The 23,271-nt window shown below is 71.1% G+C and carries 22 protein-coding genes; 11 read left to right on the top strand and 11 right to left on the bottom strand.

From position 1 onward, the window contains the following. The first annotated feature begins 105 nt into the window (after nt 1–105). From ACFYM0_RS30750 to ACFYM0_RS30730, 5 genes are all read left to right on the top strand, one after another. Nucleotides 106–1,044: a cellulose-binding protein gene (locus ACFYM0_RS30750; RefSeq protein ID WP_327254980.1), complete on the top strand. Its 939-nt coding sequence runs from the start codon at nt 106–108 to the stop codon at nt 1,042–1,044. A gap of 135 nt (nt 1,045–1,179) precedes the next feature. Beyond that, nucleotides 1,180–2,217 (top strand): ATP-binding cassette domain-containing protein, encoded by a 1,038-nt coding sequence (locus tag ACFYM0_RS30745; protein ID WP_388506972.1) that lies wholly within the window; start codon nt 1,180–1,182, stop codon nt 2,215–2,217. Between the two features lie 2 nt (nt 2,218–2,219). Next, complete coding sequence (locus tag ACFYM0_RS30740) at nt 2,220–2,996, top strand: ABC transporter permease (protein ID WP_388506971.1); 777 nt, start codon at nt 2,220–2,222, stop codon at nt 2,994–2,996. A gap of 154 nt (nt 2,997–3,150) precedes the next feature. After that, the gene (locus ACFYM0_RS30735) at nt 3,151–4,356 is read left to right on the top strand and encodes an ABC transporter ATP-binding protein (protein ID WP_388506969.1); all 1,206 of its coding nucleotides are present in this window, start codon (nt 3,151–3,153) and stop codon (nt 4,354–4,356) included. Beyond that, on the top strand, nt 4,353–5,213 hold the full coding sequence (locus tag ACFYM0_RS30730; protein ID WP_388506967.1) for an ABC transporter permease: 861 nt from the start codon (nt 4,353–4,355) through the stop codon (nt 5,211–5,213). Before ACFYM0_RS30735 ends, ACFYM0_RS30730 begins: the two co-directional genes overlap by 4 nt. Before the next feature lie 12 nt (nt 5,214–5,225). On the opposite strand, the gene ACFYM0_RS30725 is transcribed toward ACFYM0_RS30730, so the two are convergent. Next, the gene (locus ACFYM0_RS30725; RefSeq protein ID WP_388506965.1) at nt 5,226–5,567 is read right to left on the bottom strand and encodes an ATP/GTP-binding protein; all 342 of its coding nucleotides are present in this window, start codon (nt 5,565–5,567) and stop codon (nt 5,226–5,228) included. A 241-nt stretch (nt 5,568–5,808) separates the two neighbouring features. Between ACFYM0_RS30725 and ACFYM0_RS30720 the strand changes: the two genes are divergently transcribed. After that, on the top strand, nt 5,809–6,840 hold the full coding sequence (locus ACFYM0_RS30720) for an LLM class flavin-dependent oxidoreductase (RefSeq protein ID WP_388506963.1): 1,032 nt from the start codon (nt 5,809–5,811) through the stop codon (nt 6,838–6,840). 153 nt (nt 6,841–6,993) lie between these two features. Here ACFYM0_RS30720 and ACFYM0_RS30715 read toward each other — a convergent pair whose 3' ends face one another. After that, entirely contained in the window at nt 6,994–7,386 is a 393-nt protein-coding gene (locus ACFYM0_RS30715; protein WP_327254974.1) for an SCO5389 family protein, read from the bottom strand. A gap of 220 nt (nt 7,387–7,606) precedes the next feature. On the opposite strand from ACFYM0_RS30715, the gene nucS reads away from it, so the two are divergent. After that, complete coding sequence (nucS, locus tag ACFYM0_RS30710) at nt 7,607–8,278, top strand: endonuclease NucS (protein ID WP_250744748.1); 672 nt, start codon at nt 7,607–7,609, stop codon at nt 8,276–8,278. Between the two features lie 55 nt (nt 8,279–8,333). Here nucS and ACFYM0_RS30705 read toward each other — a convergent pair whose 3' ends face one another. The 3 genes from ACFYM0_RS30705 to ACFYM0_RS30695 form a co-directional block, all read right to left on the bottom strand. Then, on the bottom strand, nt 8,334–11,291 hold the full coding sequence (locus ACFYM0_RS30705) for an ATP-binding protein (RefSeq protein ID WP_388506960.1): 2,958 nt from the start codon (nt 11,289–11,291) through the stop codon (nt 8,334–8,336). A gap of 241 nt (nt 11,292–11,532) precedes the next feature. Continuing rightward, nucleotides 11,533–11,856: an STAS domain-containing protein gene (locus tag ACFYM0_RS30700; protein ID WP_243336243.1), complete on the bottom strand. Its 324-nt coding sequence runs from the start codon at nt 11,854–11,856 to the stop codon at nt 11,533–11,535. 159 nt (nt 11,857–12,015) lie between these two features. Continuing rightward, nucleotides 12,016–12,864 (bottom strand): 3-hydroxyacyl-CoA dehydrogenase family protein, encoded by an 849-nt coding sequence (locus ACFYM0_RS30695; protein WP_250744745.1) that lies wholly within the window; start codon nt 12,862–12,864, stop codon nt 12,016–12,018. A gap of 216 nt (nt 12,865–13,080) precedes the next feature. On the opposite strand from ACFYM0_RS30695, the gene ACFYM0_RS30690 reads away from it, so the two are divergent. After that, on the top strand, nt 13,081–13,653 hold the full coding sequence (locus ACFYM0_RS30690; RefSeq protein WP_388506957.1) for a cob(I)yrinic acid a,c-diamide adenosyltransferase: 573 nt from the start codon (nt 13,081–13,083) through the stop codon (nt 13,651–13,653). A 63-nt stretch (nt 13,654–13,716) separates the two neighbouring features. On the opposite strand, the gene ACFYM0_RS30685 is transcribed toward ACFYM0_RS30690, so the two are convergent. Both ACFYM0_RS30685 and ACFYM0_RS30680 read right to left on the bottom strand, forming a co-directional pair. Then, entirely contained in the window at nt 13,717–14,847 is a 1,131-nt protein-coding gene (locus ACFYM0_RS30685; protein WP_388506955.1) for a hypothetical protein, read from the bottom strand. Nucleotides 14,848–14,982: 135 nt separating this feature from the next. Beyond that, nucleotides 14,983–15,549, bottom strand: coding sequence for a hypothetical protein (locus ACFYM0_RS30680; protein ID WP_388506953.1), 567 nt, complete (start codon nt 15,547–15,549; stop codon nt 14,983–14,985). A gap of 169 nt (nt 15,550–15,718) precedes the next feature. On the opposite strand from ACFYM0_RS30680, the gene ACFYM0_RS30675 reads away from it, so the two are divergent. From ACFYM0_RS30675 to ACFYM0_RS30665, 3 genes are all read left to right on the top strand, one after another. Beyond that, nucleotides 15,719–16,930 (top strand): sensor histidine kinase, encoded by a 1,212-nt coding sequence (locus tag ACFYM0_RS30675; RefSeq protein WP_388506951.1) that lies wholly within the window; start codon nt 15,719–15,721, stop codon nt 16,928–16,930. After that, nucleotides 16,927–17,568 carry a response regulator gene (locus ACFYM0_RS30670; protein WP_388506949.1) on the top strand — a complete coding sequence of 214 codons (642 nt, stop codon included), beginning with the start codon at nt 16,927–16,929 and terminating at the stop codon, nt 17,566–17,568. The genes ACFYM0_RS30675 and ACFYM0_RS30670 overlap by 4 nt, the downstream gene beginning before the upstream one ends. Before the next feature lie 233 nt (nt 17,569–17,801). Further along, nucleotides 17,802–19,619, top strand: coding sequence for a glycosyl hydrolase family 18 protein (locus ACFYM0_RS30665; protein WP_388507120.1), 1,818 nt, complete (start codon nt 17,802–17,804; stop codon nt 19,617–19,619). Between the two features lie 174 nt (nt 19,620–19,793). On the opposite strand, the gene ACFYM0_RS30660 is transcribed toward ACFYM0_RS30665, so the two are convergent. The 4 genes from ACFYM0_RS30660 to ACFYM0_RS30645 all read right to left on the bottom strand — a co-directional run bounded on the left by ACFYM0_RS30660 (nt 19,794) and on the right by ACFYM0_RS30645 (nt 23,263). Beyond that, nucleotides 19,794–20,243, bottom strand: coding sequence for a DUF2550 domain-containing protein (locus ACFYM0_RS30660; protein WP_327254967.1), 450 nt, complete (start codon nt 20,241–20,243; stop codon nt 19,794–19,796). Between the two features lie 156 nt (nt 20,244–20,399). Beyond that, nucleotides 20,400–20,774, bottom strand: a complete 375-nt coding sequence (locus ACFYM0_RS30655; protein WP_388506947.1) for a F0F1 ATP synthase subunit epsilon — start codon at nt 20,772–20,774, stop codon at nt 20,400–20,402. A 129-nt stretch (nt 20,775–20,903) separates the two neighbouring features. Next, nucleotides 20,904–22,346 carry a F0F1 ATP synthase subunit beta gene (gene atpD / locus ACFYM0_RS30650; protein ID WP_215148872.1) on the bottom strand — a complete coding sequence of 481 codons (1,443 nt, stop codon included), beginning with the start codon at nt 22,344–22,346 and terminating at the stop codon, nt 20,904–20,906. Then, a complete protein-coding gene (locus ACFYM0_RS30645; RefSeq protein WP_274549591.1) occupies nt 22,346–23,263 on the bottom strand; it encodes a F0F1 ATP synthase subunit gamma in 918 nt (305 codons plus the stop codon). The genes atpD and ACFYM0_RS30645 overlap by 1 nt, the downstream gene beginning before the upstream one ends. Between the last annotated feature and the right edge of the window lie 8 nt (nt 23,264–23,271).

Genomic DNA, 23,271 nt, shown 5'->3' with positions numbered 1-23,271 from the left:
TCAAACGCGGATTGACTCGATGACACGCCGTCTTGGCGCCTAGGATTCCCCTTAACACCTAACACCCCGCGTAGCACCTCATCGGTCTCATTCGACAGGAACCCCATGAGCGACACATCCTCCCCCTTCGGCTTCGAGCTCGTGCGGCGTGGTTACGACCGCGGTCAGGTGGACGACCGCATCACCAAGCTGGTCTCCGACCGCGACAGCGCCCTAGGACGTATCAACTCTCTGGAAAAGCGGATCGAGGAGTTGCACCTCGAGACGCAGAACGCCCAGGCTCAGGTGAGCGACGCCGAGCCGTCGTACGCCGGTCTCGGCGCCCGGGTCGAGAAGATCCTGCGCCTGGCCGAGGAGGAGGCGAAGGACCTCCGTGAGGAGGCCCGTCGCGCGGCCGAGCAGCACCGCGAGCTCGCCGAGTCGGCCGCCCAGCAGGTGCGCAACGACGCCGAGTCGTTCGCCGCCGACCGGAAGTCGACCGCCGAGGACGAGGGCGTCCGGATCGTCGAGAAGGCCAAGGGCGACGCCGCTTCCCTGCGCACCGAGGCCCAGAAGGACGCCGCCTCCAAGCGTGAGGAGGCCGACGCGCTCTTCGAGGAGACCCGCGCCAAGGCCGCCCAGGCCGCCGCGGACTTCGAGACCAACCTGGCCAAGCGCCGCGAGCAGTCCGAGCGTGACCTGGCCGGCCGTCAGGCCAAGGCCGAGAAGCGTCTCGCGGAGATCGAGCACCGTGCGGAGCAGCTGCGCCTGGAGGCCGAGAAGCTCCGTACGGACGCCGAGCGTCGCGCCCGCCAGACCGTGGAGACCGCGCAGCGCCAGGCCGAGGACATCGTGGCCGACGCGAACGCCAAGGCCGACCGGATCCGCAGCGAGTCCGAGCGCGAGCTGGCGGCGCTCACCAACCGCCGCGACTCGATCAACGCGCAGCTCACCAACGTCCGCGAGATGCTGGCGACGCTGACGGGTGCCGCGGTCGCCGCCGCCTCCGCGCCGATCGACGACGAGCCGGTCACCCGCGGCGTTCCGGCGCAGCAGAGCCGCTAGTCGCCGGTCGTCTCGCCGGTCGCCGGAAGGTTTCCCGCACCAGTACACGGAAGCCAACAATCCGCTTCGACACCGAGGGCCCTTCGTCACCCGTGAGAGGTGGCGCAGGGCCCTTCGGCGTTCTAGCGTGGCGGAATGATCGAGCTTGAGGGCCTTACGAAACGATTCGGCGCGAAGACCGCCGTGGACAACCTCAGCTTCCAGGTCAGACCGGGGGTGGTCACCGGCTTCCTCGGCCCCAACGGGGCGGGCAAGTCCACGACCATGCGCATGATGCTCGACCTCGACAATCCGACCAGCGGCACGGTCCGGATCGACGGGAAGCACTACCGGGACCTGCCGGAGCCGCTGAAGTACATCGGGGCACTGCTGGACGCGAAGGCGATGAACGGCGGCCGCAGCGCGTACAACAACCTGCTCTGCCTCGCCCAGTCGAACCGGATCCCGCGCAGCCGGGTTTCCGAAGTGCTGGACCTGGTCGGCCTGACGGCCGTGGCGAAGAAGAAGTCGAAGGGATTCTCGCTGGGTATGGGCCAGCGGCTCGGCATCGCCTCCGCGCTGCTCGGCGACCCGGAGATCCTGATGTTCGACGAACCCGTCAATGGTCTGGACCCGGAGGGAATTCTCTGGATCCGCAATCTGATGAAGGGGCTCGCGGCGGAGGGAAGGACGATCTTCGTTTCTTCCCATCTGATGAGCGAAATGGCCCTGACCGCAGAACATTTGGTCGTCATCGGACAGGGAAAACTCCTCGCCGACCTGTCCATGGCCGATTTCATCCAGCAGAACTCCCGCAGCTACGTGCGCGTCCGCACCCCGCAGCAGGAACGGCTGAAGGACGTCCTGCACGAAGCCGGGATCGACGCGATCAGCGTCCCGGCCACCGGCGCACTGGAGATCGACGGCGTGGAGTCGGAGCGGCTCGGCGAACTGGCCGCCCAGCACCAGATCGTCCTGCACGAACTCAGCCCGCAGCGGGCTTCACTGGAGGAAGCGTTCATGCGCATGACGGCGGACTCCGTCGAGTACCACGCCCACGCACCGGGGGCGGCGGGATTCCCGGCCGGACCCGGCGCGGCCGCCGGCGCCGGGTCGCTCGACAACCCGGCCCGGCCGGCCGACGTACCCGCGTGGGGCGCCGGCTTCGAGACGCAGCGCAAGGGCGGCAAGTAACCATGGCTTTCTCCGCCGTCCTCCAGTCCGAGTGGACCAAGATCCGCACGGTCGCCTCCACCATCTGGACCCTCGCCCTCGCCTTCCTCGTCACCGTCGGGTTCGGTGCCGGATTCTGCGCCCTGGTCAACGCGACCTACGGCGACCTGAGCGAGGTGGAACGGGCGACCTTCGACCCCACCCTGCTGAGCTTCACCGGCATGGGGTTCGGTCAGCTGGCCATCATCGTCTTCGGTGTGATGGTCGTCAGCACCGAGTACAGCTCGGGCATGATCCGCACCTCGCTGGCCGCCGTGCCCCGACGGGGCGGCTTCCTCGCGGGGAAGTTCGCCGTGGCCACGGCGCTGGCCCTGGTGGTCGGGCTGCTGACCAGCTTCGTGGCGTTCTTCCTCGGCCAGGCGATCCTGGGTGACCGCGGCATCGGCATCGGCGAGGAGAACGTCCTGCGGGCGGTCACCGGCGCCGGCCTCTACATGGCCCTGCTCGCCCTGTTCTCCATGGGTGTGGCCACCATGCTGCGCAGCTCGGTCGCCTCCATCAGCATCCTGATCCCGTTCTTCCTGATCGTCTCGAACCTCCTCAGCGGTTTCGAGGCGACCCGCAAGTACGGCCAGTACCTGCCCGACAAGGCCGGCTCCAAGGTCATGCAGGTCGTACCGGACGCCATGGGCAGCTCGGTGACCCCCTACGGCCCCTGGGGCGGCCTCGGGATCATGCTCCTGTGGGTGGCCGCCTCGGTCATCGGCGGCTACCTGGTCCTCAAGAAGAGGGACGCCTGAGGTACGACGCGGGCCCCCGGGTCGTACGGGGGATCCCCGGGTCGGTTCTCAGGGGTAGCTCAGGGTCCGGGGCGACGTGGAACCGCAAGGGACTGGATATCCTCTTAACCCTTACGCGGGCGAGAGTCGTCCCGGCCTGGCAAGGGGCAGCAAGATGATCGAGGCAGTCGGCCTGACCAAGCGCTTCGGCGCGAAGACCGCTGTCGACGACCTTTCTTTCCAGGTCAAGCCAGGTCACGTGACGGGATTCCTGGGGCCCAACGGCTCCGGGAAGTCCACCACCATGCGCATGATCGTCGGCCTGGACCGGCCCACCGCCGGCCGGGTCACGATCAACGGCCTGCCCTTCCGGGAGCTCCCGAACGCCCAGCGGCACGTCGGGGCCCTGCTCGACGCCAAGGCCGTCCACGGCGGCCGCCGGGCCCGTACCCACCTGCTGTCGATCGCCCAGCTCTCCGGGATCCCCGAGAAGCGGGTGGACGAGGTGCTGGGGGTCGTCGGCCTGCAGGACGTGGCCCGGCAGCGCGCCAAGGGCTTCTCGCTCGGCATGGGCCAGCGCCTCGGCATCGCGACCGCCCTGCTCGGCGACCCCCAGGTGCTGCTCTTCGACGAGCCGGTCAACGGCCTCGACCCCGAAGGCATCCTCTGGGTCCGCAACCTGATGCGCCGGCTCGCCTCCGAGGGCCGAACGGTCTTCGTCTCCTCGCACCTCATGAGCGAGATGGCGCTGACCGCCGACCACCTGATCGTGATCGGCCGGGGCCGGCTGCTCGCCGACATGAGCACCCAGGACTTCATCACCCACAATTCGGCCGGATTCGCCCGGGTCCGCACGGCCGACACCGACCCGGGCGGCTGGGACACCCTCGGCTCCGTCCTCACCCGGGCGGGCGGCCGGGTCCTGCGGGAGCCCGACGGGGCGCTGCGGGTGACCGGGCTGGAGCTGCCGCGGATCTCCGACCTCGCGCACGCGGCGGGCGTACGGCTGTGGGAACTGTCGCCGCACCGGGCCTCGCTCGAGGAGGCGTACATGCGGATGACCCAGTCCTCCGTCGAGTACACCTCCACCGAGGACCCGCGTGCCGAGCTCTGGGAGCCCGAACCGCTGAGCGTCCCGAAGTGGGAGGAAGACGAGGCGGCCGAGGCCCTCCCGGTCCCGCAGGCGGGCTTCTTCGCGCCCCCGCCGCCCGGGACCGGCGGCCGGCCGTTCCTGATGCCCGGCAGCCCCGGCGAGCTCGCCGGCCCCGGGACCTCTTCCTCCGGGACCGAGCCCTCCCCCGGCACCACGCCCTCCCCCGATCCCGTGCACGCTCCCGATCCCGTACGCACCCCCGCCCGGAAGCCCGAGGACACCCGATGACCGCCCCGACGACCGCGACCACCGGGGACCGGGGCCCGGCGGGCTACACCTCGCCGCTGCCGACCCCCCGGCCGCACCTGGGGCACGCGCTGGCCTCGGAGTGGACGAAGCTGACCTCGGTGCGCTCCACGATGTGGACGCTCGGCGCGCTGGTACTGCTCGTCGTCGGCATCGGCGGCACGGTCATCGTGCAGACCCGGTCGCTGGACTACGAGCAGATGCCGTTCATCGCCCCCGCCCTGTTCGGGCTGCTGGTCGGTCAGCTGGCGGTGATGGTGCTCGGGGTGCTGACGATCACCTCCGAGTACGGCACCGGCCTGGTCCGCACCACCTTCACGGCGGCCCCCGACCGGTACCGGGTGCTCACCGCGAAGTACCTCGTCTTCGGCATCACCGCGTTCCTCACCACGGCCGGGTCGGTCTGCCTGGTCGGACTGGCCGCGTCGATCCTGCGCGACGGCCCCGGCGCCGGGCACCACCCGCCTTCCGAGTGGGCGTCCGGACTCGTGGGCAGCCTGTACGTCACCCTGCTCGGCGTACTGGCCCTGGCGGTCGGGGCGCTGGTGCGGCACTCGGCCGGGGGGATCGCCGTGATGCTCGGCGTCGTCACGCTGCCGCCGGTGATAGGCGGAGTGCTGAGCATCTGGGAGGCCGTCGCCCCGGTCGGCCAGGTGCTGCTCCAGTACAACGCTCCGGTGGCGATGATGGAGCTGTTCGGGATGCCGACCAACGCCTCGGACCCGGCGGCCGGCGAGATGGCCGTCCCGGGCAGCCTGAGCCACATGACGGTGATCCTGCTGGTGACGGGCGCCGCGGTCGCCGGCTCGTACGTGGTGGTCGGCCGCCGGGACGTCTAGGCCCCGCCCCCTCTAATGCTTGGGAGCGTTGCGGGACCGCTGCACCTTGGTGGTGCGGCGGTCCTTCGCGTTCCAGCAGGCCTTGTGCCAGTGCCGGCGGTCGTCGACCCCGCCGTACTCGGGCCAGGCCACCAGGTGCGGGGTGCCGGAGGGGATCTCCTGGTCGCAGCCGGGGCAGCGGTAGCGCTTGCCCGCGGCGCTCGCGCCCGCGACGTGCCGGACCTTCCACTCCTCGCCCTGGTACTCCTCCGTGCGCTCCAGGCCGTACCGGTCCAGACTGCCCGGGCCCGAGCCCTGGTCCGAACGATCGGCTGGATTCTCGCCGCCCCTGGGGCGGTTGTGGCGCGGTGACACGTATACCTCACGGATGGGCGGACGGCAGTGACTTTCTCCCAGACTACGCGCAGCGAGCCCGGGTACCCGCAGGGTGTCCGAAGACGACCGTAGGAGCGGGCCGCCGGTTGGTGCGACTGGCCTGACAATCCCAATAACTTTCCGGTCAGGCCGTGCCTTTGGCACGTGTCAGACGTTGTTGCCGATGAGGAAAACGGTCCGCCTGGGGGAGGCCGCGTCAGCCGCGAGGAGGCTAAAGGCGATGCGCGTAGGAGCATTTGTACTGGCGGCCCAGTTCCCGGGACAGGGACAGGGCGAGGCACTGCACCGGGCGGTACGGACCGCCGAGGTGGCCGAGGAGGCCGGGCTCGACTCGGTCTGGCTCGCCGAGCACCATTTCGTCCCGTACGGGGTGTGCCCGTCCGCGGTGACCCTGGCGGCCCTGATGCTGGGCCGGACCCGACGGCTGCGCGTGGGCACGGCCGTGAGCGTACTGCCGAGCACCCACCCGGTGGCCCTGGGCGAGCAGGCGGCCCTGCTGCACCTGACCTCGGAGGGGCGCTTCACCCTGGGGGTGGGCCGGGGCGGTCCCTGGGTGGACCTGGAGGTCTTCGGCGGCGGGCTCGACGCGTACGAGAACCGCTTCCCGGAGGATTTGGACCTGTTGCGGCGCTGGCTGGCCGAGCCGCGCGTGGGGACGCCCGGGGCGGCGGGCGGCGGCCGGTACGGCTTCCGCGAAGTGGCCGTCGTACCGCGTGCGTCGGAGGCGCTGCACGGGGACGGGACAGGGCCGGAACTGATCGTCGCCTGCACCTCTCCCGGCTCGGTACGGATGGCCGCGGAGCGCGGACTGCCGATGCTGCTGGGAATGCACTGCGGGGACGAGGACAAGGCCGCCATGGTCGAGCTGTGGCGGCGTACGGCGCGGGCCGCGGGGCATTCGCCCGAGGCCGGCCACGTGTCGGCCGGGGTCTGCCAGCTGGCGGACCGGACGGCGGACGCCCGCGAAACGCTGCTGAAGGCGATGCCGGGCTGGCTCAAGCAGGGCCTGGACGCGCACGTCACGGTGGACGGACGGCAGCGGGCGATGCGGGACCCGGTCGCGTACACCGAGCTGCTGTGCGATCTCCACCCCGTGGGAACACCGGAGCTGGCGGCCGACCGGCTGGCGGCCACCTCGGAACGTACGGGGATCACGCGGTTCGCCCTGCTGACGGAGGGGTCGGGTGACCTCGCCGCGACCGAGGATAACCTCCGGCGCCTCGGCGCCGAGGTGCTGCCCCGGCTCGGCTGAGACCAGGGCTGCCGCTCCGTTGGCACCGGAGCGGCAGCGAGGTACCGGTCGTGCGGCGATACGGTCGTACGGCGGTGCGGAGTGCGGTCGTACGGAGGTGCGGTCGTGCTGGTCGTGCGGAGGTGCGGTCGTACGGTTCGTGCGGTCTTCCTGCTAACAGTCACGCATTTCGGGCGACTGGTTGAGCAGCTGGCCACGGATCGAAGTGAACTTGGCCAGCCGGTCGTCCACCGCGGAGTCCAGCGGGAACACCGCTACCCGGTGGCAGTTCTGGAATGCCAGGCGCACTCCGAAGTGGCGCTGCAGCGCACCCCGTATCGCGTCACTCGCGAGAGCGCGCAGCAGCTGGCCACGCGCCTGCTCGTCCGGCGGCGGCGTCTGATTGTCGGCGAACTGTCCGCCGTCCACCTTGAGCTGGGCCACCAGCGAGCTGATCATCTCCCATGCGTAGGGCAGGGAGGTCCGGACGCAGTCGACGAAAGCGGCTTCGTCGACCTCGCCTCGCTCGGCCTGTTCGAGTAGGGCCGGTGAGACGTCGAGCGACATGGGTTCTCCTCTCGCGACTCCGGCCGATTGGGTTGCCGGAGCCTTACGGGCAGGGAAGGAGATCGCGACGCAGCGTGCACGAGTCGCAACCTCCCGCTCACCACGGTAGGCGCCCCGTGGGTACCGCACCAGGAGAATGCGCATACAACGCGCCATCCTCGAACGGGGCTTTCAGGGGCGAATCGCGTGCAGGCCTTGTCGTCGAGTAGCGTTGCCGACCATGCGTCTCGTCATTGCCCGCTGCTCCGTCGATTACGCGGGCCGGCTCACCGCCCATCTGCCCTCGGCACCCCGTCTGATCCTCGTGAAGGCCGACGGCAGTGTCTCGATCCACGCGGACGACCGAGCGTACAAACCGCTCAACTGGATGTCGCCGCCGTGCACCCTCAAGGAGGGGAGCGGCGACGACGCCGGCGTCTGGACCGTCGTCAACAAGGCGGGCGAGAAGCTCATCATCACCATGGAGGAAGTCCTCCACGACTCCTCGCACGAGCTGGGCACGGACCCGGGCCTGATCAAGGACGGGGTCGAGGCCCACCTGCAGGAGCTCCTGGCCGACCGGATCGAGACCCTCGGCGAGGGCTACACGCTGATCCGCCGCGAGTACATGACCGCGATCGGACCGGTCGACATCCTGTGCCGGGACGCCTCCGGCGCGACGGTGGCGGTGGAGATCAAGCGCCGCGGCGAGATCGACGGCGTCGAACAGCTCACCCGGTACCTGGAGCTCCTGAACCGGGACCCGCACCTGTCGCCCGTGAAGGGCATCTTCGCGGCCCAGGAGATCAAGCCCCAGGCCCGCGTCCTGGCGAACGACCGCGGCATGGACTGCGTCGTCCTCGACTACAACGCGATGCGCGGCATCGAGGACGACAAGCTCCGCCTGTTCTGAGACCTGTCCGCGCGGGGCGGCGACTGCCGACCGCCCCGGCGGCTCGGACGGGCCGTCAGGGGGCTACGGTCTCCGGCTGGCCTTCGGCGTCCGCGGGGGGCTCCGGTACTACCGGCGACGTCGTGTTCGTGGGACTCGGCGTCACGGACGTGGTCGGGGTCGGAGTCGGAGTCGGGGAAGCCGGCGGACTGCTGACCGGCGGGGCCGAGCTCGTCACCGGCGGCGAAGGCGGGGTCACCGGGCTCGACGAAGACCGGGTCGGCGTGGGTGTCGGCGTCGGCGTCGGGGACTTGCGCGGCGGCGGGGTCGTACCCGGCGCCTGCGAGGTGGGGGACGAGGGCTCCGGCGCCGGCGAGGGATCGCTTCCGCCCGGATCCGGAGTGGTGGGCTGCGGCTGCCCCTCCTCCGAGCTCGGGGCCGTGGAGACCGCCGGCGCCTGCGCGGGCGGCTTCTCGTCCTCGGTGGTCATCGCCAGGGCGACCACCGTGCCCAGGACCACGACGGTCACCGCCCCGGCGGCGGCCAGCAGCATCGGCTTGCGGCGGGGCCCCGGCTTCGGCTGGGGCATCGTCCTGGGTGCCGGAGCCGGCTCGGGGGTGAGCGGGAAGGCGTCCTCGAACACCTCGGCCAGGGTCGCGGGCGCGACGGAGCCCGGCGGCGCCACAGCGGGCACCACCGTCGTGAAGCCGTCCGGAACCCGCGTCGCCGCGTGCTCGGCTACGGGAGTGGCCCCGGTACCCGCCCCGGGCAGGGCGGCGAGGGCCTTCGACAGGGTCGCCGGAGTCACGGGAGCCGAGGGGGCCACGGGGGCGGACGGAGTCCTGGCACCGGCACCGGCACCGGCAGCAGCAGCACCCGCACCCGCACCCGCACCCGCACCCGCACCCGCAGCGAACGAAGTCCCTACGGCACCGGGAACGCCCGGCCCCTGGCGAACCTCAGGAAACGGCGTAGTCCGCGCGACCCGGGCAACCCCGGCAGCACCGGCAGCTCCAGCAGCGAGCGGAGCCCCAGCAGCACCGGCAGCACCGGCAGCTCCAGCAGCTCCAGCAGCGAGCGGAGCCCCCTCAGTCCCGGGAACCGCAGGAAGCGGCGGGGCCCCGGCAGCCCGGGGAAGCCCGGGAGGCGCCGGAAGGGCCGGAAGCCCGGGAGTCAGTGCAGCAGCCCCGGCGGCACCACCAGCACCAGCACCAGCAGCGCCAGGAAGCAGCGGAGCACCCGCAGCCCCCGGCCCCGGCGGCAGGCCGAGCAGGGCCCGGACCGGCAGACCCGGATCACCCGGTGCCCCCGCCGCCGGCTGACCGGGGCCGGCCGGCTTCGCCGCTCCCCCGGCCCCCGCCGCAGACGCAGACTCGGACGCGGTCGGCGGAGCCAGTCGCAGCGGCGGTGATATCTGGACCCCCGCCGCCTCGCGGTCGGTGACCAGGGCCAGAGCGCGCCGTCCCGCGACGGTCCCCCGCTTGTCGGCCAGCGCGCCGCGCAGCCCGATCGAGGCCTCCAGTTCGGCCCGCGCCCGGTCGAGCCGGCCCTCGCACAGGGCCAGTACGCCCAGCTCGTGGTGGAAGTACGCCTGCTCCGCGACCTCGCCGGCCTTCCGCGCGGCCTCCGCGCCCGCGCGCAGCACCCGCTCCCAGGCCTCCCAGTGCAGCGAGGCCGCGAACGCCGGTGCCGCCGTCCGCGCGAGCAGGACCGCGGCCACGACATCTGCTCCGGCCAGCGCCGCGAGCACCGCGTCGGCCTCCGCCGCGACCCGCGCGGGGTTGACCGAGGCGTGCCCGGTCCACCAGGCGTAGTGGCGGGCGGCCGTACGGGCCTCCTCGGCCGCGGTGTCTCCGTAGCCGATCTCCTCGAGCTGTCGCGCGACCCCCGCGGCCAGCCGGTGGCGCGTCCCGACGGGGCTCAGCAGCCCGCAGTCGAGCAGCTCCGCGACGGCGGTGTCGGCGTGCGTGTCGCCCACCAGCGCGGGCAGGTGCGCGTGGTGCGGCAGCTCCCCGCCGAGCGCGCAGGCGATCCGCAGCGCGGCCCGCGCCGACTCGCTGACCCGCGAGGCGAGCAGCTCCGCCGGGGCGGCGCCCTCGGCCAGCGTCGGCAGCGGCACGAAGACGGTGTCGCGCGGCTTCTCCTGGAAGACGCCGGGCTCCTCGTCCTCGTCGTCCTCGTCGTCGCCGGTCCGGTTGAGCTCGTCGCGCTGGCGCAGGAGCGCGGCGCCCTGTACGAAGCGCAGAGGCAGTCCTTCGGAGGCGAAGCTCAGGTCCCCGGCCCAGGCCGTTTCCGCGTCCGTCAGCGCCCGTCCGGTGCCCGCTTCGAGCAGGGCCACGCAGTCGGCGCGGGCCAGTCCGCCGAGGAAGACCTCTTCGAGGTGCGAGTCGTCGGAGGGGGCCCGGGTGTCGGGGGTGGCGGTCAGCAGGTACGCGCACTCCGGCGTGGCCCGCAGCAGTTCGTCGAGGGCGGTGCCGCCCATGTCGAGGTCGTCGACGAGGACGACGGCGCCTATCTCGGCCACCCGGGCGAGGAGCCCGGCGCGGTCGGGGCGTTCGGCCGGAGCCTCGTACACGGTGGCGTACAGCGCCTGGAGCAGCTCGCCGGGCTGCTGGTGTCCGTACCCGCAGAGCCGTACGACCCCGTCGGGGGCGAGGTCCGCGCAGGCGTCGGCGACCGCGTCGAGCAGCGCCGTGCGCCCGGATCCGGGCGGCCCGGTCAGCCGTACGGAGCGGCCGCGCGTGAGGAGCCGTACGAGGCGTTCGAGTTCCTCTTCGCGGCCCAGCAGGGGCCGCGAGGAGCCCGGGGCGCCCGGCGGTACGGGGGGCCGTACGGCGGCCGCGGCGGAGGCGCGGGCGGCGGGGGTGCGCTTGACCGGGGTGGGGGCGGGCACGCCTCCGGGGCGGTGCGTCCGGACGATCTCGCTGCCGTCGACGGGGTTCACGGTGAGGGTGAGGTCCCCGGACGTCAGCGTCACCACCCGCGCCGGCGGCTCCGCCGGATCGGCCTGCCCCTGTGTGCTGCTGCGGTCCATGACCAAGTCCCCCGATCGCGCCGTGCGCCGTCGTCCGCCCGGCCTTCGCACACGCCGCTGTCGCTACTGGTCCGGTTTCCGCCCGAACCCTAGACCGTGCTCGACGGGGCCGGTACCGCAGGGGTGCCTTCACCACCGGACCGTTACGTTTGTGCAGGCCCTCTGGAGCGGGCCCCACGGGACCCGCACGGCCCGCACGGCAGACTCCGCGGACCCCGCGCACGCGAACCGCGTACGGGCGTCACGCGCGCGGCAGCGACTCCGCTTCCAGCCCGCCCTCGATCGCGAGGATCCGGTGCAGCCGGGTGGCCACGAGCAGCCGCTGCATCTGCGGCGGGACCCCGCGCAGGACGAGCCGGCGGCCGGTCCGGCCGGCCCGGCGGTGGGCTCCCATGATCACGCCGAGGCCCGTCGCGTCCCAGGAGTCGAGCCCGGTGAGGTCCAGCACGAGGTCGCCGTGACCGTCGTCCAGGGCGGTGTGCAGGACCGTACGGGCGTCCGCCGCGCTGCGCACGTCGAGGCGACCCCCGACAGCGAGTTCGGCGTGGTCGCCCCTGATGTGCATGTGTACTCCCGGCAGAGCGGTACTGATTGCGTATGGTCCGACTGGTCCGTGGTCGGCAACTCTCACTGCAACTGACTGCCCGGGGGGCGGGGAAGTTGCCGACCGTGAGCGAACCGATACCTAATTCACCCTGTGGGGTGCAGGCATTCGAACTGGTGCTCAGTGCTTGTAGAAGCCCTGACCGCTCTTGCGGCCGATGTCGCCCGCGTCCACCATGCGGCGCATCAGCTCCGGCGGCGCGAACTTCTCGTCCTGGGACTCCGTGTAGATGTTGCTGGTGGCGTGCAGCAGGATGTCGACGCCGGTGAGGTCCGCGGTGGCCAGCGGGCCCATCGCGTGCCCGAAGCCGAGCTTGCAGGCGATGTCGATGTCCTCGGCCGAGGCGACGCCCGATTCGTACAGTTTCGCCGCTTCGACGACCAGTGCCGAAATGAGACGGGTCGTCACGAATCCGGCAACGTCGCGGTTGACGACGATGCAGGTCTTGCCGACCGACTCGGCGAACGCCCGGGTGGTGGCGAGGGTTTCGTCGCTCGTCTTGTAGCCGCGCACGAGCTCGCACAGCTGCATCATCGGGACCGGCGAGAAGAAGTGCGCGCCGACGACCCGCTCCGGACGCTCCGTCACGGCCGCGATCTTGGTGATCGGGATGGCGGAGGTGTTGGAGGCCAGGATCGCGTCCTCGCGGACGAGCTTGTCGAGCGCGCGGAAGATCTCGTGCTTGACCTCCAGCTTCTCGAAGACGGCCTCGACGACGATGTCGGCGTCGGCGACCGCTTCGAGCTCGGTGGTCGTGGTGATGCGGGCGAGCGCCGCCTCGGCATCCTCGGCCGTCAGCTTGCCCTTGGAGACGAACCTGTCGTACGAGGCCTTGATCCCGTCGGTACCGCGCGTCAGAGCGGCATCGGTCACATCACGCAGCACGACGTCCCAACCCGCCTGAGCGGAGACCTGCGCGATTCCGGAACCCATCAGTCCGGCACCGATGACGGCGAGCTTCCCAGCCACTGCACACCCCACGTTCTAAAAAATAGGACACGGCCTTCAATAGGACACGGCCTCAGATACGGCACAGCCTCGTTCGTTCTCCGGCGGAGACTAGCGTCCGAGAGGGGCGCAGTGACCGCGAAGTAACACGCGTCACGTCTCAGATGACGGACATCACACCGGGACGGCCCAGCAGTGCGACAGGGGCCCGCAGTTGGCCCGCACTAGGCTGGCGGCATGGTGAACCTCACGCGCATCTACACCCGCACCGGCGACAAGGGCACGACCGCACTGGGCGACATGAGCCGCACGGCCAAGACCGATCTGCGGATCTCGGCGTACGCCGACGCCAACGAGGCCAACGCGGCCATCGGGACGGCGATCGCGCTCGGCTCGCTGTCCGCCGATGTCGTGAAGGTCCTGGTCCGGGTGCAGAACGACCTGTTCGACGTGGGCGCCGACCTCTGCACTCCGGTCGCCGAGAACCCCGAGTACCCGCCGCTGCGCGTCGAGCAGTTCTACGTGGACAAGCTGGAGGCCGACTGCGACCTCTTCAACGGTGAGCTGGAGAAGCTCCGCAGCTTCATCCTCCCCGGCGGCACCCCCGGCGCGGCCCTCCTGCACCAGGCCTGCACGGTGGTCCGGCGCGCCGAGCGCTCCACGTGGGCGGCCCTGGAGGCACACGGCGAGGTCATGAACCCGCTGACCGCCACCTACCTCAACCGCCTCTCCGACCTCCTGTTCATCCTGGCCCGCACGGCCAACAAGGAGGTCGGCGACGTCCTGTGGGTCCCGGGCGGCGACCGCTAGGACGTTCCGACCGGGCGAACCGGTGCGAAACGCCCCCGCGGCCGCGGGGCACCGGATGCGTCGTCAGCGGCAGAGCGGGGGCGGCCCCGGGGGTGTCCCGGGGCCGCAGGGCAGCAGGTGGCGCGGGCGCTCGTGACGCGAGTCCTCGTGACGCGACCGCTCGCGGCGCGGACCCGGCTGCGCGGCGCCGGCGTGGGGGCCGTGCGCCCGGCCAGGGAGAGCGTCGACGCGGCCGATGGCGTTGCCGAGGAGCTCGGTGAACCAGACGTTCCGGTCGGGCCCCGTCGCGATGTTGAAGGGCACCTTGTCCCCGCCGTCCGGCACCGGGAACTCGGTGATCTCCCCCTTCGGGGTGATCCGCCCGATGACGCCGAGCTGGTCGGCGTACCACATGTTCCCGTCGGGGCCGCGGGTGATGCCGTCGGCGGATCCGCCCGGGTTCGGCCGCGGGAAGAGCGTGATGGTGCCCGAGGCGGTGATCCGCCCGATCTTGTCGGACGCGGTGAACCACATCCCGCCGGGGCCGGCCGCGATGTCGGACGGGAACTCGAAGCCGGTGGGCAGCGGGTACTCGGTCACGTTGCCGGAGTGATCGACGCGGCCGATCTTGCCCGCGAGCAGCTCCGTGAACCACACTCCGCCGGGCCCGGCCGCGATGTGGTAGACGACGCTGTCCGGCGTGGGGACGGCGAACTCGGTGACGGTTCCGTCGAGCCGCATCCGCCCGATCTTGTTCGTACCGCTCTCGGTGAACCACAGGGCGCGGTCGGCGCCGAGCGCGATGCCCGTGGGGAAGCTGCCCGCCACGGGCAGGGGGTACTCCGTGACCGCACCCGCGGTCGTGATCCGCCCGATCTTGTCGGCGGCGCTCTCGGTGAACCACAGGGCACGGTCGGGGCCCTGCGCGATGTCGTAGGGGAGGCTCGACTCGGTGGGTACGGCGAACTCGGTGACGGCGCCGCCGGTCGTGATGCGTCCGATCTTGTTGCCGTCGAACTCGGTGAACCACAGCGCCCGGTCCGGTCCCGCCGTGATCCCCGTGGGCGAGCTCGCGGGCGTCGTGACCGGATACTCCGTCAGGTCCCCCACGTCGGCCCGGGCCGGAGCGGCCTGCACCGCGACCGCGAGCAGCGCGCCCAGGGACGCGGTGAGCAGGCGGTCGAGTCGTCGGCGGATCATCGGCTTGCCCGGCATGGACCAGCCCCTTTTCGGTGAGCGACGGGAGGGTGACAGGTGATGGCCTATCAGCTCCTGCCCGCGGCGTCCCGGCCCGCGCCACCGAGTCGGCCGCGAACCAGCCGCCTGCCGCAGCGCGGGTGACGACAGCCCCTAGGGCGCGTCGGCGGAGTCGCGCAGCGCTGCCTCCGCCGGTGCCCGCTTCGGCCACAGCGTGTAGGTGACGGCGATCAGGGCGTGGATGCCGACCACTCGCAGGGACGTGAGCTGCCATCCGCGCAGCACCGCGGTGTCGCCCGACGTGCCGACGTACCAGATCGCGGCCTGCAGCAGGCCGGCCGCGACGGCCGCCGCGAGGACGGTCCGCGCGACCAGCTTCCACTCGTGGACGGCCCGCGCCCCGCCGGAACCGGCGCCGGCCGGCTTCGGGCCCCCGGCCAGCCGGTACGCGGCGTGGCCGTCGAGCCAGCGCACGGTGTAGTGCCCGTAGGCCACGGTGTAGCCGAGGTACAGCGCGGCGAGCCCGTGCTTCCAGTCCGGCTCGGCGCCGCCGCGCAGGTCCACGGCTGTGGCCACCAGCAGCACCAGCTCCAGGAGCGGCTCGCACAGCAGGACGGCCGCGCCCGTCTTCGGCATCTTCGCGAGGTAGCGCAGGGCCAGGCCGCCGGTCAGCAGGACCCAGAAGCCGACTTCACAGGCGATGATCAGGGTGACGAGCACGGGAGTCTCCGTTCCTGCGGTGGGGGGATGCCTCCAGCTTCCCGCCCGGTTCGCACCGGTTCCTCGTCGCCGATGACGAATGCCGCGGGGCCGCCCTGCATCCTTCGATGTACGGCGCCTCGGCCGTGATGGCGACGCCCGTCCCCGCCGCACCCTGTTGGATGGGCTCGTGACCCTCCGCATCCCGCCACCGCACCGCGACGACGTCCTGCTCGCCGTGGTCAGCGTGGCCGCCGGCCTGCTCCTGTGGTCGCTCGGGGTGTACAGCTCCCCCACCCGGGACCTGTTCCCGGCCTGGGCCGCCCTGGTCCCGCTCCTCGCCCTCGGCGCGATGGAGCTGCTGCGCCGCAGCCTGCCCCGGGTGACTCTGGCGGTCGGCACCGCGGGGGTGATCGCCGACCAGTTCACCGTGGGGAACCTGGCCACGGTCCTGATCTTCACCGACCTGATGTACGCGGCCGTCGTCTACGGCACGCCGGCCATGGCCCGCCGCCTCCCGGTCCAGACCGGCCTGATCACCATCGCCGTCACCATTGCCTCCGTGGCCTGGCTGCGCACCCCGCAGGCCCTGCTGATCGGTGTGATCACCGGCATCGTGAGCTTCGGCCCCGCGCTGACCGGGGCCACGCTGCGCAACCACCGTGAGGCCGCCATCGCCGCCCGGCTGCGCGCCGAGCAGACCGCGCTGCTGGCCGAGATGGACCGGTCGCAGGCGGTCGTGGCCGAGCGGGCGCGGATGGCCCGCGAGCTGCACGACATGGTGGCCAACCACCTCTCCGCCATCGCCATCCATTCCACCGCCGCGCTCTCCATCGACTCCCCCGCCACCAGCCGGGAGGCGCTCGGGGTGATCCGGGAGAACAGCGTGCAGGGGCTGGCCGAGATGCGCCGCCTGATCGGCCTGCTGCGGGACGCGGGCGGCGGGCAGGAAGCCGTCGCCACACCCTCCCTCGACGGACTGGACGCCCTGCTGGAGCAGGCCCGTACGAACGGGGCCGCGAGCGGGCTGGACTTCGCGCTCCTCGACGACCGGCCGTCCGGGGAGCCGCTGCCCGCCCCGGTGGAGCTGGCGGCGTACCGGATCGTCCAGGAGTCCCTGACCAACGCGCTCAAGCACGCCGCCCCCGGCATGGTCACCGTCCGCCTGGCCCGCGAGCGCCCCGCGGGCGGTGGCCGGGCCGGGGGCGGCGCGCTGCACGTCGCGGTCGACTCCCCCTACGGCGAGCGCCCCGGCCCCCGCGCACCCGGCTCCGGCGCCGGCCTGATCGGCATGCGCGAGCGGACGGAACTGCTCGGTGGAGCATTCGAAGCGGGCCGCACGGACGCGGTCTGGCGGGTCCGGGCGTCGCTGCCCGTGGAAGAAGAGGCGGTACGGGCATGACGATCAGGGTCGTGGTGGCGGAGGACCAGAGCGCGGTACGGGCCGGGCTGGTCCTGATCCTGCGCAGTGCCGGCGACATCGAGGTGGCGGGCGAGGCCGCGGACGGGGAGGAGGCCGTGCGCCTGGCCCGTGAACTGCGGCCCGACCTGGTGCTCATGGACGTGCAGATGCCGCGCCTGGACGGGGTGTCGGCGACACGCCGGGTGGTCGCGGAGGGCTTGGCCGACGTCCTCGTGCTCACCACCTTCGACCTGGACGAGTACGTCTTCGGCGCGCTGCGCGCGGGCGCGTCGGGCTTCCTGCTCAAGGACGCGGACGCGGCGGAGCTGATCGGGGCGGTACGGACCGTCGCACGCGGGGAGGGCCTGATCGCCCCGGCGGTGACCCGGCGGCTGATCGCCGAGTTCGCGGATCCGCGGCCGGTACGGGTCCCCGTGCCGGCGACGGTGCAATCGCTGACCCCGCGCGAGCGGGAGGTTCTGGGGTGCCTGGGCGGGGGTCTGTCGAACGCGGAGATCGCGGTGCGCCTGGAGATGGCGGAGGCGACGGCGAAGACCCACGTCAGCCGGGTGCTGGCCAAGCTGGAGCTGCGCAGCCGGGTCCAAGCGGCCGTGCTGGCACAGGAGTTGGGGATCTAGCGGAATCCGGCCGGAAATATTTCCGGGGTCGCTACGGGAGGTCTGGACCTCTTGACGGTTGGTCCAGACCTTTCTACTCTCACGCACAACTGTGGTGAGCGTGCCATGACAAGGCGTCATGCGGGCACGCTCACGGGCGGCGCAGGTCCCACCCCCATGCAGCGGCCGTCCCCACGGCCGCTGCGGACCTCGGAGGAGCACCCTTGAGCACAGCACCCCCACGACGCGCACCGCTGTTTCGAAGAGTCGCGGCCGCACTGGCCGTCCTCACCCTGCCCCTCGCCGGACTGGTGGCCATCGCCGGTCCCGCCGAGGCGGCCGCCTCGGCCACCGCGACGTACACCAAGGTCTCCGACTGGGGCTCCGGCTTCGAGGGCAAGTGGACGGTGAAGAACACCGGCACGACCACCCTCAGCAGCTGGACCGTGGAGTGGGACTACCCGGCCGGCACCGCCGTCACCTCCGCCTGGGACGCCACCGTCACCAGCTCGGGCACCCACTGGACCGGCAAGAACGTCGGCTGGAACGGCACCCTCGCCCCGGGCGCCACCGTCAGCTTCGGCTTCAACGGCACGGGCTCCGGCGCCCCCAGCGGCTGCAAGATCAACGGCGGCAGCTGTGACGGCGGCACCAACCCCACCGACAACCCGCCCAGCGCCCCCGGCACCCCCACGGCCAGCGGCGTCACCGACACCGGGCTGACCCTCGGCTGGGCCGCGGCCACCGACGACAAGGGCGTCAAGAACTACGACGTCTTCCGCGGCGGCGCCAAGATCGCCACCGTCACCAGCCCCACGTACACCGACTCGGGCCTGACCAAGGGCACGACCTACAGCTACACGGTCACCGCCCGCGACACCATCGACCAGACCGGGCCCTCCTCCGGCGCCCTCTCGGTGACCACCACCGGCGGAGTCGTCGATCCCCCGCCCGTGGGCGGACCGGTCAAGCTCGGCTACTTCACGAACTGGGGCGTCTACCAGCGCAACTACCACGTGAAGAACCTGGTCACCTCCGGCAGCGCCGCGAAGATCACGCACATCAACTACGCCTTCGGCAACGTCCAGGGCGGCAAGTGCACGATCGGTGACGCCTACGCCGACTACCAGAAGACCTACGACGCCTCCTCCAGCGTCTCGGGCGTCGCCGACACCTGGGACCAACCGGTCGCGGGCAACTTCAACCAGCTGCGCCAGCTGAAGAAGAAGTACCCGAACATCAAGGTCCTCTACTCCTTCGGCGGCTGGACCTGGTCCGGCGGCTTCGGACAGGCCGCCGCGAACCCGGCCGCCTTCGCCCAGTCCTGCTACGACCTGGTCGAGGACCCCCGCTGGGCCGACGTCTTCGACGGCATCGACATCGACTGGGAGTACCCGAACGCCTGCGGCCTGTCCTGCGACACCAGCGGGGCCGCCTCCCTGAAGAACGTCCTCTCCGCCCTGCGCACGAAGTTCGGCACCAGCAACCTGGTCACCGCCGCCATCTCCGCCGACGGCTCCAACGGCGGCAAGCTCGACGCGGCCGACTACGCGGGCGCCGCCCAGTACGTCGACTTCTACAACGTCATGACGTACGACTTCTTCGGCGCGTGGGCGGCCCAGGGCCCGACCGCCCCGCACTCCCCGCTCACCTCGTACACCGGCATCCCGATCGCCGGCTTCAACTCCGAGGCGGCCATCACCAAGCTCAAGGGCAAGGGCATCGCCGGCTCCAAGCTCAACCTCGGCATCGGCTTCTACGGCCGCGGCTGGACCGGCGTCACCCAGGCCGCCCCCGGCGGCACCGCCACCGGCCCGGCCCCGGGCACTTACGAGCAGGGCATCGAGGACTACAAGGTCCTCAAGAGCTCCTGCCCCTCGACCGGCACCATCGCCGGCACGGCCTACGCCAAGTGCGGCAGCAACTGGTGGAGCTACGACACCCCCGCCACCATCGCCTCGAAGATGGCCTGGACGAAGCAGCAGGGCCTCAAGGGAGCCTTCTACTGGGAGTTCAGCGGCGACACCGCGAACGGCGAACTGGCCAGCGCGGTCCACGCCGGCCTCTCGTAACCCCTGACAGCTCGGCCCGGTGAAAGACGAAGCCGGGGAGACGGGTCCGCCCCCGTCTCCCCGGCTTCTGTTTCTTCACGCGCCGCTCGCGCGGCTCGGCCCTGGCGGGCCTCCCCGGCTTCGCGGCGCTGCGCCGGACTCCGTCCGGCGGGGGCGACCCGGCGACGGCGGCCCTCAGGCCACGTTCACCCGTTGCCCGGGCGGGGCCGCTTCCAGCCACGCCAGGAAACCGGTCAGCGCGTCATCGCTCATCGCCAGTTCCAGGCGGGTGCCGCGGTGCGCGCAGCACAGTACGACGGCGTCGGAGAGCAGGGCCAGCTCCTCCTCGCCCTCGGGCGCACGGCGGGCGATGACCTCGATGGAGGACCGCTCCAGCAGCCGGCGCGGCCGCGGGGAGTAGCTGAAGACACGGAACCAGTCGATGCGGTCACCGCTGTAGCGCGCGACCCCGTACACCCAGCCCTTGCCGGAGACGTCGGGTTCCTCGGACACGCCCCAGCGCATGCTGCAGTCGAAGGTGCCGCCGGAGCGCTGGATCAGCCTGCGGCGCAGGCCGAAGACAAACAGCCCGATCACCACCACGGCGACTACGACCAGGCCGCTCACAAGCAGAGCGAGGAGCATCTTTCACCGACCTCCTCGCTCATCGAATAACCCACACGACAGAGTTCTTGTCAGACAGAGTCTGAACCGGACCCGCATCGCCTCAGCCGCGACCCGGTCCGGAAAATTCCGGAACAGGCCGCGGCTGAGGTTTGAAACTCTTACCAGTACCGGGGCTCAGCGCCCCGAAACCGCGCGCAGCCGGACATCGGCGCGACGCTCGGAGGCCGAATCGGTCTCCGACTTCGCGCGCTCCAGTGCCCGCTCCGCCCGCTCGACATCGATCTCGTCGGCAAGCTCGGCGATCTCGGCCAGCAGCGACAACTTGTTGTCCGCGAACGAGATGAATCCGCCGTGCACCGCGGCGACAACAGTGTTGCCCCCGACGGTACGGATGGTCACCGGGCCCGATTCCAGCACACCGAGAAGCGGCTGGTGACCGGGCATGACGCCGATGTCGCCGGACGTGGTGCGGGCGACAACCAGGGTGGCCTCGCCGGACCAGACACTCCGGTCCGCCGCGACCAGCTCGACGTGCAGCTCAGCAGCCAAGGTGGCTCCTCGGGTCACCACCCGGCGGGAAAGCCGGGTGTTGGGTCAAATTCTAATGGGCGTGGGGAGAGGGACGGGACACACCCGCCCCTCTCCGTCAGTCAGCTGTGCTCACGGATGAGCGCGGCTTCAGGAGACGCCCAGCTCCTTGGCGTTGGCCTTGAGGTCCTCAATGCCACCGCACAGGAAGAACGCCTGCTCGGGGAAGTGGTCGTAGTCTCCGTCGCAGATCGCGTTGAAGGCAACGATGGACTCCTCGAGCGGAACGTCCGAACCGTCGACGCCGGTGAACTGCTTGGCGACGTGCGTGTTCTGCGACAGGAAGCGCTCGACGCGACGGGCACGGTGGACAACGAGCTTGTCCTCCTCGCCCAGCTCGTCGATACCGAGGATCGCGATGATGTCCTGGAGGTCCTTGTACTTCTGCAGGATCCCCTTGACGCGCATCGCCGTGGCGTAGTGGTCCGCCGCGATGTACCGCGGGTCGAGGATGCGGGACGTCGAGTCCAGCGGGTCCACGGCCGGGTAGATGCCCTTCTCGGAGATCGGACGGGAAAGAACCGTCGTCGCGTCGAGGTGGGCGAAGGTGGTGGCCGGCGCCGGGTCGGTCAGGTCGTCCGCGGGGACGTAGATCGCCTGCATCGAGGTGATCGAGTGACCGCGGGTCGAGGTGATGCGCTCCTGCAGCAGACCCATCTCGTCAGCCAGGTTCGGCTGGTAACCCACGGCGGACGGCATGCGGCCCAGAAGGGTCGACACCTCCGAACCGGCCTGGGTGTAACGGAAGATGTTGTCGATGAAGAAGAGCACGTCCTGCTTCTGCACATCGCGGAAGTACTCCGCCATGGTCAGACCGGCAAGCGCGACGCGAAGACGGGTGCCCGGGGGCTCGTCCATCTGGCCGAAGACAAGCGCCGTCTTGTCGATGACGCCCGAGTCGGCCATTTCCTCGATGAGGTCGTTGCCCTCACGGGTACGCTCACCGACGCCCGCGAAGACCGACACACCGTCGTGGTTGTTGGCGACGCGGTAGATCATTTCCTGGATCAGAACGGTCTTGCCGACACCGGCACCACCGAACAGACCGATCTTTCCACCCTTGACGTACGGGGTGAGAAGGTCGATGACCTTGACGCCGGTCTCGAACATCTCGGTCTTCGACTCGAGCTCGTCGAAGCGAGGGGCCTTGCGGTGGATCGGCCAGCGCTCGGTGACGTTGGCGTTCTCCTCCGGGTAGTTCAGCACCTCACCGAGGGTGTTGAACACCTTGCCCTTGGTGAAGTCACCGACGGGGACGGTGATGCCCTCGCCCGTGTCGGTCACCGGGGCCTGGCGGACCAGACCGTCGGTCGGCTGCATCGAGATGGTACGGACGAGGCCGTCACCCAGGTGCTGCGCGACCTCGAGGGTCAGGGTCTTGAGCTTGCCGTCCTCGGCCGGGTCGGCGACCTGGACCTTGAGGGCGTTGTAGATCTCGGGCATGGCGTCGACGGGGAACTCCACGTCGACGACCGGGCCGATGACCCGGGCGACGCGGCCCGTGGCGGCGGCCGTCTCAACAGTGGTCGTCATTACTTGTCACTCCCCGCGGTCGCGTCAGCCATGGCGCTCGCGCCACCGACGATCTCGCTGATTTCCTGGGTGATTTCGGCCTGGCGGGCCGCGTTGGCAAGCCGGGAGAGGCTCTTGATGAGATCCCCGGCGTTGTCGGTAGCCGACTTCATCGCGCGGCGGCGGGCGGCGTGCTCGGAAGCGGCCGACTGCAGCAGTGCGTTGTAGATGCGGCTCTCGACGTAGCGCGGCAGAAGGGCGTCGAGGACGTCCTCCGCCGACGGCTCGAAGTCGAACAGCGGAAGGATCTCGCCCTTCGTACCGCTCTCCTCCGCAGCCTGGTCGAGGCTGAGCGGCAGCATCCGGCCGTCCACCGCGTTCTGCGTCATCATCGACACGAATTCCGTGTAGACGATGTGCAGCTCGTCGACGCCACCCTCGGCCGTAACCGTCTGGATGGCCTCGATCAGCGGCGCCGCGACGCGCTTGGCGTCGGCGTAGGCCGGGCTGTCGGTGAAGCCCGTCCACGACTCCGTGACCTTGCGCTCACGGAACCCGTAGTAGGCGACACCCTTGCGGCCGACGATGTAGGTGTCGACCTCCTTGCCCTCGCCGCGCAGCCGCTCGGTGAGCCGCTCCGCCTGCTTGATGGCGTTCGAGGAGTAGCCGCCGGCCAGACCGCGGTCGCTCGTGATGAGCACGATCGCGGCGCGCACCGGCGCCTCGACCTCCGTGGTCAGGGCGTGCTTGGTGTTCGAACCGGTCGCCACCGCGGTCACCGCACGGGTGAGCTCGGTCGCGTACGGCATCGACGCCGCCACCTTGCGCTGCGCCTTGACGATGCGCGAGGCGGCGATCATCTCCATCGCCTTGGTGATCTTCTTGGTCGCCGTGATGGCACGGATGCGACGCTTGTAGACCCGGAGCTGCGCTCCCATGAGTCAGG

This window comes from Streptomyces sp. NPDC006487 (assembly GCF_042870555.1).
Lineage (GTDB): Bacteria > Actinomycetota > Actinomycetes > Streptomycetales > Streptomycetaceae > Streptomyces.
This window is presented reverse-complemented; position numbering and strand designations above follow the sequence as displayed.

What these genes read in the sequence shown, in the direction of transcription:
- ACFYM0_RS30670 (WP_388506949.1), top strand. Translation starts at nt 16,927, where the DNA reads ATGACGATCAGGGTCGTGGTGGCGGAGGACCAGAGCGCGGTACGGGCC.
- ACFYM0_RS30750 (WP_327254980.1), top strand. Translation starts at nt 106, where the DNA reads ATGAGCGACACATCCTCCCCCTTCGGCTTCGAGCTCGTGCGGCGTGGT.
- ACFYM0_RS30660 (WP_327254967.1), bottom strand. Translation starts at nt 20,243, where the DNA reads ATGCTCCTCGCTCTGCTTGTGAGCGGCCTGGTCGTAGTCGCCGTGGTG.
- nucS (WP_250744748.1), top strand. Translation starts at nt 7,607, where the DNA reads ATGCGTCTCGTCATTGCCCGCTGCTCCGTCGATTACGCGGGCCGGCTC.
- ACFYM0_RS30720 (WP_388506963.1), top strand. Translation starts at nt 5,809, where the DNA reads ATGCGCGTAGGAGCATTTGTACTGGCGGCCCAGTTCCCGGGACAGGGA.
- ACFYM0_RS30735 (WP_388506969.1), top strand. Translation starts at nt 3,151, where the DNA reads ATGATCGAGGCAGTCGGCCTGACCAAGCGCTTCGGCGCGAAGACCGCT.
- ACFYM0_RS30685 (WP_388506955.1), bottom strand. Translation starts at nt 14,847, where the DNA reads ATGCCGGGCAAGCCGATGATCCGCCGACGACTCGACCGCCTGCTCACC.
- ACFYM0_RS30705 (WP_388506960.1), bottom strand. Translation starts at nt 11,291, where the DNA reads ATGGACCGCAGCAGCACACAGGGGCAGGCCGATCCGGCGGAGCCGCCG.
- ACFYM0_RS30730 (WP_388506967.1), top strand. Translation starts at nt 4,353, where the DNA reads ATGACCGCCCCGACGACCGCGACCACCGGGGACCGGGGCCCGGCGGGC.
- ACFYM0_RS30645 (WP_274549591.1), bottom strand. Translation starts at nt 23,263, where the DNA reads ATGGGAGCGCAGCTCCGGGTCTACAAGCGTCGCATCCGTGCCATCACG.
- ACFYM0_RS30740 (WP_388506971.1), top strand. Translation starts at nt 2,220, where the DNA reads ATGGCTTTCTCCGCCGTCCTCCAGTCCGAGTGGACCAAGATCCGCACG.
- ACFYM0_RS30745 (WP_388506972.1), top strand. Translation starts at nt 1,180, where the DNA reads ATGATCGAGCTTGAGGGCCTTACGAAACGATTCGGCGCGAAGACCGCC.
- atpD (WP_215148872.1), bottom strand. Translation starts at nt 22,346, where the DNA reads ATGACGACCACTGTTGAGACGGCCGCCGCCACGGGCCGCGTCGCCCGG.
- ACFYM0_RS30700 (WP_243336243.1), bottom strand. Translation starts at nt 11,856, where the DNA reads ATGCACATCAGGGGCGACCACGCCGAACTCGCTGTCGGGGGTCGCCTC.
- ACFYM0_RS30715 (WP_327254974.1), bottom strand. Translation starts at nt 7,386, where the DNA reads ATGTCGCTCGACGTCTCACCGGCCCTACTCGAACAGGCCGAGCGAGGC.
- ACFYM0_RS30690 (WP_388506957.1), top strand. Translation starts at nt 13,081, where the DNA reads ATGGTGAACCTCACGCGCATCTACACCCGCACCGGCGACAAGGGCACG.